The organism is Amycolatopsis solani, from assembly GCF_033441515.1.
GTDB classification, from domain to species: Bacteria; Actinomycetota; Actinomycetes; order Mycobacteriales; family Pseudonocardiaceae; genus Amycolatopsis; species Amycolatopsis solani.
This window is the reverse complement of record NZ_JAWQJT010000003.1, coordinates 1,895,644-1,908,861: the sequence shown is the minus strand read 5'-3', so window position 1 is coordinate 1,908,861 and position 13,218 is coordinate 1,895,644. Positions and strand designations below refer to the sequence as shown.

The 13,218-nt window shown below is 72.2% G+C and carries 16 protein-coding genes; 9 read left to right on the top strand and 7 right to left on the bottom strand.

All coding sequences use genetic code 11. The annotated features are described in order from the left end of the window. The first annotated feature begins 40 nt into the window (after positions 1–40). Positions 41–229: a DUF2795 domain-containing protein gene (locus SD460_RS41475; protein ID WP_290051776.1), complete on the top strand. Its 189-nt coding sequence runs from the start codon at positions 41–43 to the stop codon at positions 227–229. A gap of 11 nt (positions 230–240) precedes the next feature. Here SD460_RS41475 and SD460_RS41470 read toward each other — a convergent pair whose 3' ends face one another. Together SD460_RS41470 and SD460_RS41465 are read right to left on the bottom strand one after the other, a co-directional pair. Beyond that, positions 241–1,182 (bottom strand): DUF3152 domain-containing protein, encoded by a 942-nt coding sequence (locus tag SD460_RS41470; RefSeq protein WP_318307587.1) that lies wholly within the window; start codon positions 1,180–1,182, stop codon positions 241–243. Positions 1,183–1,351: 169 nt separating this feature from the next. Beyond that, positions 1,352–2,338 carry a polysaccharide deacetylase family protein gene (locus SD460_RS41465; protein ID WP_318307586.1) on the bottom strand — a complete coding sequence of 329 codons (987 nt, stop codon included), beginning with the start codon at positions 2,336–2,338 and terminating at the stop codon, positions 1,352–1,354. Positions 2,339–2,532: 194 nt separating this feature from the next. Between SD460_RS41465 and SD460_RS41460 the strand changes: the two genes are divergently transcribed. Continuing rightward, positions 2,533–3,459, top strand: a complete 927-nt coding sequence (locus tag SD460_RS41460; protein WP_290061951.1) for a hypothetical protein — start codon at positions 2,533–2,535, stop codon at positions 3,457–3,459. Positions 3,460–3,547: 88 nt separating this feature from the next. On the opposite strand, the gene SD460_RS41455 is transcribed toward SD460_RS41460, so the two are convergent. Next, entirely contained in the window at positions 3,548–3,991 is a 444-nt protein-coding gene (locus SD460_RS41455) for a hypothetical protein (RefSeq protein ID WP_290061952.1), read from the bottom strand. Here SD460_RS41455 and SD460_RS41450 point away from each other — a divergent pair. Continuing rightward, positions 3,990–4,256, top strand: a complete 267-nt coding sequence (locus SD460_RS41450; RefSeq protein ID WP_290061953.1) for a hypothetical protein — start codon at positions 3,990–3,992, stop codon at positions 4,254–4,256. The two genes, SD460_RS41455 and SD460_RS41450, sit on opposite strands and share 2 nt — an antisense overlap. 327 nt (positions 4,257–4,583) lie before the next feature. Here SD460_RS41450 and SD460_RS41445 read toward each other — a convergent pair whose 3' ends face one another. Further along, positions 4,584–4,937: a WGxxGxxG family protein gene (locus SD460_RS41445; protein WP_318307585.1), complete on the bottom strand. Its 354-nt coding sequence runs from the start codon at positions 4,935–4,937 to the stop codon at positions 4,584–4,586. Between the two features lie 266 nt (positions 4,938–5,203). On the opposite strand from SD460_RS41445, the gene SD460_RS41440 reads away from it, so the two are divergent. The 3 genes from SD460_RS41440 (at position 5,204) to SD460_RS41430 (ending at position 6,890) form a co-directional block, all read left to right on the top strand. Next, a complete protein-coding gene (locus SD460_RS41440; RefSeq protein WP_318307584.1) occupies positions 5,204–5,545 on the top strand; it encodes a hypothetical protein in 342 nt (113 codons plus the stop codon). Between the two features lie 306 nt (positions 5,546–5,851). Continuing rightward, positions 5,852–6,217, top strand: a complete 366-nt coding sequence (locus tag SD460_RS41435) for a hypothetical protein (protein WP_290061956.1) — start codon at positions 5,852–5,854, stop codon at positions 6,215–6,217. 322 nt (positions 6,218–6,539) lie between these two features. Further along, positions 6,540–6,890, top strand: a complete 351-nt coding sequence (locus SD460_RS41430) for a hypothetical protein (protein ID WP_290061957.1) — start codon at positions 6,540–6,542, stop codon at positions 6,888–6,890. A gap of 46 nt (positions 6,891–6,936) precedes the next feature. Here the strand turns inward: SD460_RS41430 and SD460_RS41425 are convergent, their stop codons facing one another. Next, a complete protein-coding gene (locus tag SD460_RS41425; protein WP_290061959.1) occupies positions 6,937–8,028 on the bottom strand; it encodes an AI-2E family transporter in 1,092 nt (363 codons plus the stop codon). A 127-nt stretch (positions 8,029–8,155) separates the two neighbouring features. Between SD460_RS41425 and SD460_RS41420 the strand changes: the two genes are divergently transcribed. After that, on the top strand, positions 8,156–9,097 hold the full coding sequence (locus SD460_RS41420) for a glycoside hydrolase family 43 protein (RefSeq protein WP_318307583.1): 942 nt from the start codon (positions 8,156–8,158) through the stop codon (positions 9,095–9,097). Between the two features lie 83 nt (positions 9,098–9,180). Continuing rightward, a complete protein-coding gene (locus SD460_RS41415) occupies positions 9,181–9,705 on the top strand; it encodes a hypothetical protein (RefSeq protein WP_290061963.1) in 525 nt (174 codons plus the stop codon). 56 nt (positions 9,706–9,761) lie between these two features. On the opposite strand, the gene SD460_RS41410 is transcribed toward SD460_RS41415, so the two are convergent. Beyond that, positions 9,762–10,430 carry a hypothetical protein gene (locus tag SD460_RS41410; protein WP_290061964.1) on the bottom strand — a complete coding sequence of 223 codons (669 nt, stop codon included), beginning with the start codon at positions 10,428–10,430 and terminating at the stop codon, positions 9,762–9,764. 634 nt (positions 10,431–11,064) lie between these two features. On the opposite strand from SD460_RS41410, the gene SD460_RS41405 reads away from it, so the two are divergent. Further along, entirely contained in the window at positions 11,065–11,784 is a 720-nt protein-coding gene (locus SD460_RS41405) for an HU family DNA-binding protein (protein WP_318307582.1), read from the top strand. Positions 11,785–12,004: 220 nt separating this feature from the next. On the opposite strand, the gene SD460_RS41400 is transcribed toward SD460_RS41405, so the two are convergent. After that, entirely contained in the window at positions 12,005–13,216 is a 1,212-nt protein-coding gene (locus tag SD460_RS41400; RefSeq protein WP_290063065.1) for a glycosyltransferase, read from the bottom strand. Between the last annotated feature and the right edge of the window lie 2 nt (positions 13,217–13,218).

Here is a 13,218-nt window from a genome sequence, read left to right as displayed (position 1 = left end):
GACCGGGTAGCCGCCGTGTTCCCGATGGAAGGAGAACACCATGAGCAAGCCGAACCCGATCGAGCTGCAGAAGTACCTCTCCGGTGTCGACTACCCCGCGAAGCGCGACGACCTGGTCCGCGCCGCTGAGCGGAACGGTGCCGGTAAGGACGTCCTCGACACGGTGCGCAAGCTTCCCGATCGGACCTACGAGGGTCCGAGCGGGGTCAGCAAGGAGATCGGTGGCTGACCACCACGCCTTCAGGGCGCGGCGGTGACCCACGGGTTGGCCCGGCAGACGGCGCCGTCCGGGCGAACCCGGACGGCGGCCGCGGGCTCGGCGCGGTTGAGCCGGGCCAGGTAGTCGTTCGAGAGCCCGAACGTCTGCTGCATCATCACCGGCGCCGGCGCACCGGCCGCCGGGCAGCCGACGTGGCCGAAGCCGAGCGCGTGGCCGACCTCGTGGCTGATGGCGTAGCGGTGGTAGCCGGCGAGGTCGCCGTCGAAGGAGTGCGCGCCGCGGATCCAGCGGGCGAGGTTGACGACGATGCGGTGCCCGCGTGAGAGGTGGCACGACGACTCGAAGGGGATGGCGAAGCCGCACAGGCGCCGGCTGGTCGCCGGGCTGGTGAGGCTGATGCGCACCGAGGGCCGGTCGTCCGGCCGGGCGAGGCGGTGGAACGACACCTCACCGAGCCCGATCCAGCCACGGGGGTCGGCGAGCACGGAGTCGACGTCGGCGCCGAAGGTGGCGGCGTCGAGGCCGTCTTCGACCTCGACCGTGTACGTCACGGTGGTGTGCCCGGTGCCGGCGAGGGTTTCCGGACCGGGCAGGACCCGCCAGGTGCCGGAGCCGGCCGCGGTCACGGGGGCGCCGTCCGGCAACGCCGCGGCTTCCGGCGCCCGGGTGGGGGTCGGTGTGGAGACCGTCGGATTCGCCGAAGCCACACCGGAAAGCCGGCGCGGTTCGACGGCCCGCGGGATGAGCAGCAGCGCGACGGAGAGCGCCACGGCGAGCACGAGCACGGCGGGTGGCCACCACGAGACCGGCCGCGCTTGCGCCGGATCGGGTGGGGACAGCCGCAGGAGCTCACGTGCCGGGACCGGCGGATCGGCGGGTTCGGCTACGGCGGCCGGCGTTTCTTCCGGCTCGTGCTCGGGCCATCGTGGCTGCTCGGCCGGCAAAGTGCGGTCGGGTGCCACGGTCTTGCCGGGAAGCGTCAACTCTCCGGTCGTCGGCGCGCTGCCGGGGTGTTCGCGAGACGGCCGCAGGCGCCACGGCCGGCGGGGCGCCGGGATCGGGGACACCGATGACCCGGTCTCCGGGGCCGGACGGCGCCGTGGCTGCGGGAGCCAGTCGACGCGCGGCGGTTCAGTAGGCAAGGCCCACGCTCGCACACGTCGGCGCCGGGGCCGGGCCCGAGCGGGGGTACGCCACCGTCGCCGGGTCGCCGTCGGAGGTGTAGCGGTGGCCGTTCGGCGAGGCGAGCACGTCGAGCCAGTGCGCCGAGCCGTACTCCGCTTCCGCGCCGGCCGACTGCGAGCGGATCCGGGGGATCGCCGCGGGGTCGAAGCCGCTGGAACACGGCGAAGGCGCGGGCCCGGCACCCACCAGCAGCACGCCGTCGTAGGAGAATCCCGGGCCGCGCAGCGCCAGCTCGGGACGCCGGGGACGCGCCCCGTACGGCAGGGCCAACGTTCGGGGACGGTAGGCGCGGAGCGCGGCGTCCTCCTCCGCGATCGCCTTCACCGCTTGGCTTTCCGTCGCCGTGCGCAGGTTCGTGTGGTGGCGGGTGTGGTTGCCGATCTCGAAACCGTGCGCGGCCAGCCAGCCCAGTTCCCGATCCCCGTCCGAGCCGAACGGGCGCTCGTTGACGTACAGGCTCGCCACCGGGCGGAAACCCGGGTGGGCGGCCGCGACGTCCAGCAGGATCCGGATCGCGGTGCCGGCCGCCGGTTGTCCTTGCGGAGTCAGGGAGAACACGCTCGGGTCGCCGTCGTCGAAGGTCAGGACCACCGGGTGCGCGCCGGCCGGGAGGTCGAGCCGGTGGGTCACGAACTCGGCCGTGGTGACCGGGACGTAGTTCTCCGCGGCGAGCCGATCGAGCTCCGCGGTGAAGTCGGCGGGCGTGCGCTCGTAGACCGACCGCGGCCGTTCGGCGAGCCGGTGGTACATCAGGACCGGCACCCGGCCGAGCTCGTCGGCGCCCGTCTGGCGAGCGGACGCGGCCGTGACCCGGGCGGGCGCGGCGGCCGGCGAGGGCGCCGGTGGTGGTGCGGGTGCCGGGGCCGGGGTGCCGCAAGCGGCCGCCGCGGCCACGGCGGCGAGCCCGGCTCCGAACCGGAAAAGACTGCGCATGCGGGAAGTGTGCGGTCCGGCCCGGCCGCGCGCGGGCCGGTCCACCGGGTCGGGTGAGTGCCAATTTTCCCCGCACAGCTCGAAAAAGTGGATTTCCGCAGGCCGCGGCCCCGGGCCCGGAAGCGGCCCCGGCACGATGCGGTGATCGTCGGCGACGCGGTTTGCGCGGTGATCATCGCGGGTATTTCGCTGCGATGGTCCGGAAAACGGCGCTCGCCGTCTTTGATCGACGTCTGGTTCTCACGGCCGCGCTCGCGGGTCTGGCGGCGACCGCGTGCGGCGGGCAACGGCTGGGGCGCGCCGTCGCCGCCCCGGTCACCGCGACACCCGCGCCCCCGTCACCGCCGGCCGACCCGCTCGCGACGAACTTGCTCGTCGGCTTCTGCGGGGCGCCGGGTTCGGCGGCACTCGGCCGGATGACCGGCGACCTCGCCGCGGCGGGCCGCGAGCTCGGCAGGCGGATCGACGCCTTCGCGGGAAACCGGCCGGTCACGCCGGTCGTCGAGTTGATCGCGACGACCGTGCACCGCTCACCCGGCGCCGACGGCATGTACCGCAGCCGCTGCGCGGACGAGACGGTGCGCGACTACCTCGACGCCGCCCGGGCGCTGAACGGCTTGCTGCTGCTGAACATCCAGCCCGGCCGCGCCGACTTCCTGCCCGAGGTCCAGGCGTACGAACGGTGGCTGACCGAGCCGGACGTCGGCGTCGCGCTCGACCCCGAGTGGGCGGTCGAGCCCGGGGTGGTGCCGGGCCGGAAGTTCGGCCGCACGACCGGCGACGAGCTCGACGGGGTCGCGCGGTACCTCGGGCACCTGGCCGAAGCGCACCGCCTGCCCGCCAAGGTCATGGTGTACCACCAGGTCGCGTCTTCGGTCGTGCGCGAGGAAAACCTGCTCCGGGCCCATTCCGGCGTCTCGCCGGTGAAGGTCGTCGACGGCATCGGCTCGGCCGCCGCGAAGAAGGCGACGTGGAAGACGCTCATGCAGACCAAGCCCGACCACGTGCGGGCCGGGTTCAAGCTGTTCTTCGACGAAGACACCCGTCGCGGGGCGGCGTTGATGACGCCGGCGGAGGTGCTGGCGCTCAGCCCGGTGCCCGCCTACGTCGTCTACGAATAGCTTTCGTGGCAACGACGAAAGCCCGGTGCGGGGAGGTCGTCCGCACCGGGCCATCGCCGGCTTGCCCGTCCGGGGTGCCGATCGGCTGCTAGCCGATCGGGACGGGCAGCCCGCCGAGAAGGTCGTTCACCAGTGAAGACAGCGAGATCAGCACCCGCTGCAGCAGCGCGTTGAGCAGCGCCGACACCGGCGGCAGCCCGTCGCGGGCTTTCAGCTGCCCGGCCAGTTCGTCGACGCCCTTGCGCGCCTCGGTGTTCTGCTGCTGGGCCGTGGCCGCGGTGTCGCGGGCCTTCGCCTGGATGCTGTACCGCTTGCCCTGCGCGAGATCCGTGAGCAGCGGGTCGAGGTCGCTGAGCGTGGCCCGCGTGCCGGGCACGTCGCCGCGGTCGGCGCGGGTGGCCAGCTGGTCGCGCAGGGTCTGGACCTGCGCCGCCGCGCTCGTCGTGCTCGACGACCCGCTGCCGCCGGGACCGCCCGCCGACGCCACACCCACGCCGGTCAGGGTCACCGCCGTCGCGGTGAGAAAGACCATGACCGTCCTGGCCAATGCACTTTTCATGTCGTACTCCTCCGGAATTGCGATGCCGACGACGATCATCGTGATCTGCTTCCGGGATTACCGCGAGCGGATCTCGGGCGGCCGTGCGGAGTGGCGATTTCGCACCGTGCACGGCGGTCCGGAAATCGCGGGACAAACCTCGAGTTCGCGTGAAACCGGCGGTCGACGCCTCGCTGGGCCGCTCACGGCACGTGACGCGGCCACTCTTTCGGGACGGCCGATTACGGTCAACGGCTGAACCCGACGGGAGTTTTCACGGAAGGTATGACTGGAGTGGTTCTCGCGTGGCATCCGGGATTCACCTGGTCGTGACGTTTATGGCGGAAACCGGATGGGTAACCAGGCGCATTTGCCTCCGGCTGGAAACCCACTCTTAAGAAGGGTACGCCGCGAAAGCACTTCTTGCGCGCCGACGGCATCGCTAATCTCGGTGACGGCCGCCGGGAACCTGACACGAAGGCGCCGTTCGGAAAATCACGGAAACGCGGAACGTCCCGGTGCCGAGCAGCACCGGGACGTTCCGTGCGGAGAAGGGGAGGCAGGTGCGGGGCAGCCGACGGCGGGCTCAGGCGCCCGGCGGGTTCCGTCGCGGGGCGGCCGGCGGGTACGTGTTCACCGGCGGCCGCGCATCGGACTCCGGCCGGCCGGCGCGCGGGGGTTCGCCCGCCGCGGGATACCCCGCCATGGCACCGGTCTGGGGTCCGCGCCGGACCAGACCGCCCAGGCCCAGCAACCCCACCAGGCCGAGTAGACCCCACAAACCGTTGTCGTCGTTGTCGTCCTGGACGTCCTGGACGTCACTGCCGGCCTGGTGCGGCACCGGCGGTGCCGGTGCCGCCGACGCCGGGGTGGCGCCGGTCAGGGCGATGGCGGCCGCCGCGGCACACCAGGTGAGCAGGTTCCTCGCGGTCCGGTTCATCTCGGTTCTTCCTTCCGGTCGGACTGGTGGTCGCAGGTCGCGTACCCGGGCCGGCCGGGTTCACGCCCGGTGTCACGGGAACGGGCGACCGATTCCGGTTCCCGACCCGCTTTTCGCCGCGGGGGCGCCGTTTGTATGCTGAGGGCCGGTTCAAGCAGCAGCCGGGGGAGGACGCGCGCGTCCGCCATAGGGCCGCTCCTCCCGTTTTCGCGCAATCGCGCACGAGCATCGGAAAAACCGTCCACGTCCGTGGATCCGGGGGAGCAATGACCGATCGATTCGTCGTCGCACCGTTGGGAGCGACTTATTCGCCACGCCTGGTCTGCACCGCCGGCGACCGCCTGATCCACCCGGCGGACGCCCGCAACGACCTCGCCAGGATCGTGCTGCGCTGGGCCAGGGCCTGGGTGCCCGAGACCTGGCCCGCGCGCCAGTACTTCGCCGCGCTCGGCATCGGTGACGAAGAAAACCCTTGCTACACCGACGAAGACGTCACCGGCTGGCACCTCGTCGAGCCGCGTCCCGGCACGCTCGCGTGGCGGGTGCGGTCGGGCGAGATCGACGTGACCACGGCACTCACCGCCGAAGCGGAGGCCTGGCCCGACTGAGAAAACCGGCTCAGGGAGCTCTGCGCCGTCCCCGTGACGGCGCAGGGCTCTTTGGCGTGCCCGGAATTCGCATGGCCGAATCACCGGAGATCGCCGACCATTGAACGGAAGTCGTTGGGGGAGAACAGAACCCGCGTAACCCATTAGGACCACTCCAAGCCCGGTCAGCGGCTTGCGGCACCCACACGATGGTGGCGCGCGCTGGAAACGGTGCCGGGGCGTCAGTACGTTTTCCCCACACGGGGCGGAGAACACACTTCCACTGCCGCCTCATCCGACGCAATCGTCCATCGAGGAGAAATCCCCATGCTGAAGAAGATCGGCTTCGTGACGGCCGCTGTGGCCGCCGGTGCTTTCCTGGCCGGCGGCATCGCCGCCGCCGACACCCCGGACGGCCACCACCACGGTCACCACCACGGCGGCTACGACCACATGGGCCAGGTCGGCCTGCTCAACCTGAACAACACCGACGTGCTCCACAACGTCAACGTGACGCCGGGCCTGTGCGGCAACGACGTGAACGTCCTCGGCGTCCAGGTGCCGATCCGCGACTCGCTCAACGGCATCGGCGTGCCGATCCTGTCGCCGGGTGAGAACGAGGCCAGCGGCGAGTCGCCGTACAACTGCGCTTCGGGCGCGGTCGTCGACGGCGGCACGAGCCAGGACAACTGAGTTTCCGTGCCTCGGCCGCCCGCTGTGTGTGCGGAAGCCGGCCGGGCACGGGAATCCGGCGATCCGCGTCGACGTCGTGACGCGTGCCCGGGACACGGAGCGAGCTGCACACTCCGGTTCCGCGTTCCGGGCACGCCGCGACGCCGGGCGATGCCGGCACGGGTGGGACCGGTCACGAACTGGAGAGAGTGCGCCGGTCCCACCCGGCGTGAATCGCACGATAACCGACTTCCCCGGGCCCGGCGAACCGAAGCCGGGCCCGGTTCCCTTTCCCCCGCGCCCCCACCGGACGGTCCGGTGGGTCTTTCGAAGGAGTTCTTCAGTGATCAAGCAGCTCGGTTTCGTCGCCACCGCCCTCGCCGCCGGGATGGCGGTGCTCGGCGGGTCCGCGTCGGCGACCGGCATCACCGTCGCGGGCCACCCGGTCGACCACAGCGACCAGATCGGCCTCGGCAACGTGCAGAACTTCGACGCCCTGCACAACCTGAACGCGGTCGGCGGTGTCTGCGACAACAACGTCAACGTGCTGGGCGTGCAGGTGCCGGTCCGCGACGTGGCCCAGGGCATCGACGTCCCGGTGCTCTCCCCGGGCGAGCACGAGGCCGAAGGCGCGACCCCGTACAACTGCGCCGGCGGCGGCATCGCGGACGGCGGCTCCGCTCAGGGCAACTGACCGGTCCCGCTCGAAGCCGCCGCGCGATCGTCCCCGCGCGGCGGCTTCACGCCCGGTCGAGCCGGTGCACCGCCACCTCCCGCACCACCAGGAGCACGGCCGCCGCGACCGGCACCGCGACGAAGGCGCCCACCACGCCGAGCAGCGTGAACCCGAGCAGCACCGCGACGACGGTGACGACCGCCGGGATCCGCACGGCCCGGCCGACGATCTTCGGCAGCAGCACGTAGTCCTCGAGCACCCGGTAGCCGACGAAGAAGCCGGCGGTGGCGAGTCCGGTGGGCACCGACACCGTCAGCGCGACGAGGGTCGTCCCGATGCCGGCCACCAGCGAACCGGCGACCGGGACGAGGTCGAGGACGGCGACGAGCAGCGCCAGCACCAGCGGGTAGGGCACGCCGTACGCCCAGAGCCAGAGCAGGGTCAGCGCGCCGGCGATCAGCGACACGACGACATTGCCGACGAGGTAGGCACCGACCTTGTGGAAGACGGCGTCGCCGATGAGGATCACCCGCGGACGCCGCGACCGGGGAGCCAGCCGGTAGAGCGCCGTGCGGATGCGCGGGAAGCCGGCGACGAAGTACGTGCTCAGCACGACGACGATCACGGCGTCACCGAGCACGCCGGCGACCGACTGGGCCACGTCGGCGCCGTGGATGCTGCGGACAGCGGCTTCGAGCCCGAACACCTCGTTCGCCCGGCCCAGCAGTGTGCCGGGATCGCGCACCTGCGCCAGGTAGCGCGGTGTGCCGCCGCTCAGCTGCTTGATCTGCTCGGACAGTGGAACGGCGGCACCGGCGACGGTCGCGGCGAGGACGCCCAGCCCGGTCGTGACGACCAGGGCGGCGGCGAGCGCGCGGGGCATCCGGCGCGTGAGCCGGGCGGTCACCGGTTCCAGCCCGACGGCGATGAAGAACGCGATCCCGATCAGGAGCAGCACATCGGAGGCCGCGAGCACGACCTCGACGACCGCGACCGTCACGACCACCCCGGCCGCGGCGGCCAGCCCGGTGAAGAACGGCGACCGTCGGTCGAGCGGCTTCCCGGGTGTCCCCAAGGGTTGTTCCTGGTCCGCGGCCACGCTTTCGGCTTCTCCGACGGCGTGGCCGGCGCGGTGGGCACCGTTCGGTCCGTGCATGACCGGTGGCTACCCCCGGGCTGCCTGCCGAATCCACCCGATCCGGGCGCGCGGGCAAGTCCACGCTTCCCGGTGAGCCCGCCCCGCTGCCGTTGCCGAATCCGTTGCGCTGTAACCAAGATCGCTTATGAGCATCAAGAGCCTCGTGGTCGTTCCCGTCATCGTCCTCTTGGCCGCCTTCACGGCTTGCCCCGCCACGGCGGCGATCAGCGCGCCGCGGTTGCTGATCGGACAGGACTTCCCCGACCCGGACGTCGTGAAGACCCCGGACGGCTATTTCGCGTTTTCGACGAGCACCGGCTCGGGCCGCGTCCCGGTCGCGACCGCGACGGCGCCCGAGGGACCTTGGCGCATCACGGGTGACGCGCTGGGTGCCGTGCCCGCGTGGGCCAAGCCGGACGGCGGTTTCTGGGCACCGGACGTGACCCAGCTGCCGGACGGCACGTTCGTCCTGTACTTCTCGGGCGCGCGCACGGCGGACGGGGAGATGTGCCTCGGCGCCGCGACGGCGTCGAAGCCGGCCGGGCCGTACGTCCCGGCCGGGGATCAGCCGCTGGTGTGCGTACCGGAAGACCACGGCGACATCGATCCGCAGACGTTCATCGACGCCGACGGAACCCGGTACCTGCTCTACAAGAGCGACGGCAGCGCCACGGGCGCGCCCGCGGCGATCTGGGCGCAGAAGGTGCAGGCCGACGGCCGCACGCTCGCCGGGCCGCGCACCGAGCTGCTGCGCGCCGACCTCACCCTGGAGAAGGCGGTCGTCGAAGCGCCGTCGGTGGTGAAGACCGCGAGCCGGTTCCTGCTGTTCTACTCCGCGGACACCTTTCAGAGCTCGGGGTACCACACGGCGTACGCGTCGGCGCCCACCGCGGCCGGCCCGTTCGTGAAGGCCGACGCGCCGTTCCTGACGACCGAGCTGCTCGGCGGCAAGGTGGACGCGCCGGGCGGCGCCGACGTCGTGGACGGGCACATCTACTTCCACGGCTGGCTGGGTGGTGCTCGCACGGCGCGCGGGTTGTACGAACTGCCGATCTCGTTCCCGGGTGACGTGCCGCAGCTCGGGTGAGCCGGTCACTCACTCGGGTGCGGCGCGGGTTGGGCCGCGGCCGGCGGGCTATCCGGTCCGGGAACGGGGAACGGAGGACAGTCATGGTGGTGTGGTGGGGTTTGGCCGGCCTGCTCGGTCTGCTGGGCTTGTGCGGGTTGCTGCGCGGGCATTACCGCGGGCAGCCCGCGCGGGAGGATCCGCTGGCGCGCTACCCGGCGGCCCGGGAACCGGCGCGGCCGAACGCGGACGCGGCGCACACGCCGTTGATGACACCGGCGATCACGCCTCGCATGCTCGCCCGGCCGCCGCTCGCCCGGCCGCCTCAGCGGGCGCCGGTCACCACGCCGCCGGTCACCACGCGGCCGGCTGCCGTGCCGCCGGCGAGCTCCGAAGAGGGTTCGATCCAGGGGCGGATCCCCGCTCCTGCGGAAGTCACCGCCGAGCCGGTGCCGGTGGCGGAAACCACCCCGCCGTCCGCGGACCGCCGCGACGACGAGACGGCGGTCCACGAGGATCCGCCGGCGGAATCCGGACCCGGCGATGCTCCGCGGCGACGTCGGTTCGAGCCGCACCCCGCGTTGCGGACCCTGGTCACCAAGGCGAAGCGCGTTCTCCGCCGTCGGTGAGCTCGTGACGAAGCCGGCTCGGGCACACGGCCCGAGCCGGCTTCACCGTCGGATGATCAGTCTTCGTCTTCGTCGTCGCCCCACGCGTCGTCCGACGCGTCGGCCACGGTCGAGACCGAGTGCACGATCGCCCCCGCTTCGTCGGCGGCGGCGTACCAGGTGTGGTACTCGGCGTGGTCGTCCACGGCCACGGCGTGGACGCCTTCGGACGAAGCACCGTCGGGACCGGCGGTGTGGTTGCCCGACTCGTAGGTGGCGTAGTCGTCGCCTGCGTGGCTTTCGGTGTGCGACGACGCCGCGCCGGTCACGTCGGCGGTCTGCGCCTCGGCGACGTAGCTGGCTTCGTGGTCCGCCGGACGCGCGTGGGTGACGTGCCGGTCGTGGTGCCGGGTGGCGGCGGGGTGCCGCCCGTGGGTCACGGCCGCGTGGTCGTCGTCACCGCTCCAGTCCGGATGTCCGTAGTCGTCGTCCGCGTCGGACTGTTCGCTGTGGATGACGGCGGCACCGCCGATCCCGGCCACCACCGTGTCTTCTTCGGACCAGTAGCCCCAGCGAGTGGCGCCCTCGTCGGTGTCGGTCGTGCCCGCCCCGCCGATCCCGGCGTAGCTCGAGGAGGTTTCGGCGCTCCACGGGGTGTCGGACGTGCTCGCCGAGGCCGGGACCGCGAGCAGGGAAACAGGCAGCGCGAACGCGCCCGCAACGGCGAATCGCCGCAAGGTGGACATGATTGATCTGGTTCCTTTCTGGCTGCGGCAACCGGAGAACATCGGGGTGTCCGGGTGCCGGGCAGAACGTCTGCCCACTTCGGACAGTACCCGGCGAAAAGTGGCCGAAAAGTCTTTGACCAGCGGGATACCTGATCGGTGCGGCGAACCCGCCTCCCGGAGGACGTCCGGGGAAAAAGCCGGAAACAGCGTACGACGAAATCGTCCGATTGTCTTCGTGAATTGCGGTGATCACACGCGCGGTGGACGGTAGCCCGGCGAAGAAGAAGGTTGTTTCCCGCGGTGTGCGGTCCGGGTGCGTGGGGACCGGTCTCCGGCCGGCGGGCACCGGTGCCGCCCCGCGGGGGCCGTCCGGGTGCCGGTACTCGTTGGGCCGACGGGGTTTCCCGGCCCGTGCATCGAACAGGTGAGCGACACAGTCGTCTGTGTCCTTAGTGGACCAGGCGACGTATGCGCAGGTCAAGCGGGTCTTCTTGGCACGTGGGGGACTTCGTGGCGGTCGTGGCGCCGTTGTTTCCTCGACGACACAAGAGAGTTCGGGGTGACCCTCATTTGGATTTTAGGCGGGATGGGTAATACTCTGTGTGACGTCGGCCGTCATGGGCCGTGGCGAGTTCCACTTTGGAGGACGGGAATGACGAACAAGGCCCAGCTGATCGAGGCGCTGTCGGAGCGCCTGGGCGACGACAAGAAGGTCGCGGCGCAGGCCGTCGACGGTCTGGTCGACATCATCATCCGGACGGTCAATAAGGGCGAGAAGGTCAACATCACCGGCTTCGGTGTGTTCGAGAAGCGCGCTCGCGCCGCTCGGACCGCGCGCAACCCGCGCACCGGCGAGGCCGTGAAGGTGAAGAAGACCAACGTGCCCGCCTTCCGCGCCGGCACGACGTTCAAGGAGGTCATCGGCGGCGCCAAGAAGCTGCCGAAGGCCACCCCGGTGAAGCGCGCCACCCCGGCCCGCGCGACGGCTGCGAAGACCGCCGCCGCGGCCGCGCCGGCCAAGGCCGCCACCGCCCGCACCACGCGGGCGGCCGCCGCGAAGCCGGCCACCACCACGCGCGCGACCACCACGCGGACCCGCGCCACCGCGGCGAAGCCGGCCGCCAAGGCCGCCACCACCGCGACCAAGGCGGCCCCGAAGACCGCGGCGAAGACCACCGCGGCCAAGGCCACCACCGCCGCGAAGGCGACCACCACCCGCGCCAAGGCCGCCGCCAAGCCGGCCGCCGCCAAGCCGGCCGCCGCCAAGCCGGCCGCCGCCAAGCCGGCCGCCGCCAAGCCGGCCGCTGCGGCGAAGAAGCCCGCCGCCGCCAAGGCTCCGGCCAAGCGCACCTCCGCCGCCAAGAAGAAGTAACACCCCTGGCGACATCGGAAGGGCCCCGCACCACCTCGGTGCGGGGCCCTTCCGCGTTCGGCACACGGTCTTCCCCAGGTGCAAGTGCCGCCCGCGATCAGGTGGCCTCGCCCGAAGCGGGTGCCGCACCGGTACGTCGGCAGCCATTGTGGCTCGCCCGTCGCCCCGTACTCGACGTGGCCCGCCGGGAAGCGTCGGCGAGTGCCGGCCGGCGTCGCGCTTACCGGCCGCGGAGTTCGTCGAGCAGCAGGCGGGCCGCCACCGTTGCGCCGTCCGTGCGGATCTTCGCTCCCAGTGCCTTCGCCCGCTCGCGGGTTTCCGGGGCCAGCGCCGTCTCGAACGCCGCCGTCAGGGACTCCTTCGTTGCCGTCCGGCCGTCGAGGGCCGCGCCTACCCGGCTCACTGCCACTTGGGCGGCCCAGTACGGGGTGTCCGCCACCGGCATCGGGACGACCACCTGCGGGACGCCCGCCTTGGCCGCTGTCTGCACGGTGCCCGCGCCGCCGTGGTGGATCACCGCCGCCAGTTCGGGGAACAGGCGCTGGTGGTTCACGTCGCCGACGGCGAAGCAGTCTTCTTGACCTTCGACCAGGTCCAGGTCCGCCCAGCCGCGCGAGACGAGGACGCGGTAGCCGCGGGCGCGGCTGGTTTCGACGGCCCAGCGGGCGATGCCGGGCGACGGCGTGATGCTGCCGAAGCCCACGTACACCGGTGGTGCGCCCGCGGCCAGGAACTCCGCCAGGTCCGCGGGCAGCGGGCGGTCGTCCACTGTGGTCCACACGCCGGTCTGGACCACTTCGAGGCCCGGGCCGGGCGGCCACGGACCCAGGACCGGGTCCGCGGCCAGCCACGGCCGGGCCGAGTACACGTGGTCGCGCACCGCGGTCACCGGGGGCAGGCCGAGTGCCGTGCGGTGGCCGTTGAGCGACTCGCGGAACTGCGCGTCGACCAGTTCGGCGTCGAACTTCCACCGGGTCGCGTTGTCCGCGTGCTCCCCTTCCGGCCAGCCCGCCCGCGGGGGCGGCGCGTGGTGCGGCGAGGGCAGGTTGACCGCCGAGTAGGTCACGAACACGTAGGGGATGCCCGCGGCCTCGGCCACTGACCTCGCCGCGACCTGCGCCAGGCCGGCCACGACCAGCGCGTCGCAGCCGGCGGCCGCGGTGGGGAGCGCGGCGAACTGCGCGTCGACCAGCTCGGCGCGGTACCGGGCCAGCTCCGCCGCCGACGGTGGGGCCGTGCCGGCCATCAGCGCCCGGATCGGCGGGCCCACCGGCACCGCTTCGATCCCCAAGCCGGTCAGGCGGTTCGCGAACTCCTCGTCCGGCGGGGTGCACATCCGAACCTCGGCACCGAGGGCGCGCAGCGCCAACGCGAGGGCCACCAACGGTTCGACGTCACCACGGGTCCCGTACGTCGAGAGCAGTACCCGCATCC

Bases quoted from the DNA above. Each gene is read 5' to 3' on its own strand.
- SD460_RS41475 (WP_290051776.1), top strand. From the start codon at position 41: ATGAGCAAGCCGAACCCGATCGAGCTGCAGAAGTACCTCTCCGGTGTC.
- SD460_RS41465 (WP_318307586.1), bottom strand. From the start codon at position 2,338: ATGCGCAGTCTTTTCCGGTTCGGAGCCGGGCTCGCCGCCGTGGCCGCG.
- SD460_RS41460 (WP_290061951.1), top strand. From the start codon at position 2,533: ATGGTCCGGAAAACGGCGCTCGCCGTCTTTGATCGACGTCTGGTTCTC.
- SD460_RS41450 (WP_290061953.1), top strand. From the start codon at position 3,990: ATGACCGTCCTGGCCAATGCACTTTTCATGTCGTACTCCTCCGGAATT.
- SD460_RS41455 (WP_290061952.1), bottom strand. From the start codon at position 3,991: ATGGTCTTTCTCACCGCGACGGCGGTGACCCTGACCGGCGTGGGTGTG.
- SD460_RS41445 (WP_318307585.1), bottom strand. From the start codon at position 4,937: ATGAACCGGACCGCGAGGAACCTGCTCACCTGGTGTGCCGCGGCGGCC.
- SD460_RS41440 (WP_318307584.1), top strand. From the start codon at position 5,204: ATGACCGATCGATTCGTCGTCGCACCGTTGGGAGCGACTTATTCGCCA.
- SD460_RS41435 (WP_290061956.1), top strand. From the start codon at position 5,852: ATGCTGAAGAAGATCGGCTTCGTGACGGCCGCTGTGGCCGCCGGTGCT.
- SD460_RS41425 (WP_290061959.1), bottom strand. From the start codon at position 8,028: ATGCACGGACCGAACGGTGCCCACCGCGCCGGCCACGCCGTCGGAGAA.
- SD460_RS41420 (WP_318307583.1), top strand. From the start codon at position 8,156: ATGAGCATCAAGAGCCTCGTGGTCGTTCCCGTCATCGTCCTCTTGGCC.
- SD460_RS41415 (WP_290061963.1), top strand. From the start codon at position 9,181: ATGGTGGTGTGGTGGGGTTTGGCCGGCCTGCTCGGTCTGCTGGGCTTG.
- SD460_RS41410 (WP_290061964.1), bottom strand. From the start codon at position 10,430: ATGTCCACCTTGCGGCGATTCGCCGTTGCGGGCGCGTTCGCGCTGCCT.
- SD460_RS41405 (WP_318307582.1), top strand. From the start codon at position 11,065: ATGACGAACAAGGCCCAGCTGATCGAGGCGCTGTCGGAGCGCCTGGGC.
- SD460_RS41400 (WP_290063065.1), bottom strand. From the start codon at position 13,216: ATGCGGGTACTGCTCTCGACGTACGGGACCCGTGGTGACGTCGAACCG.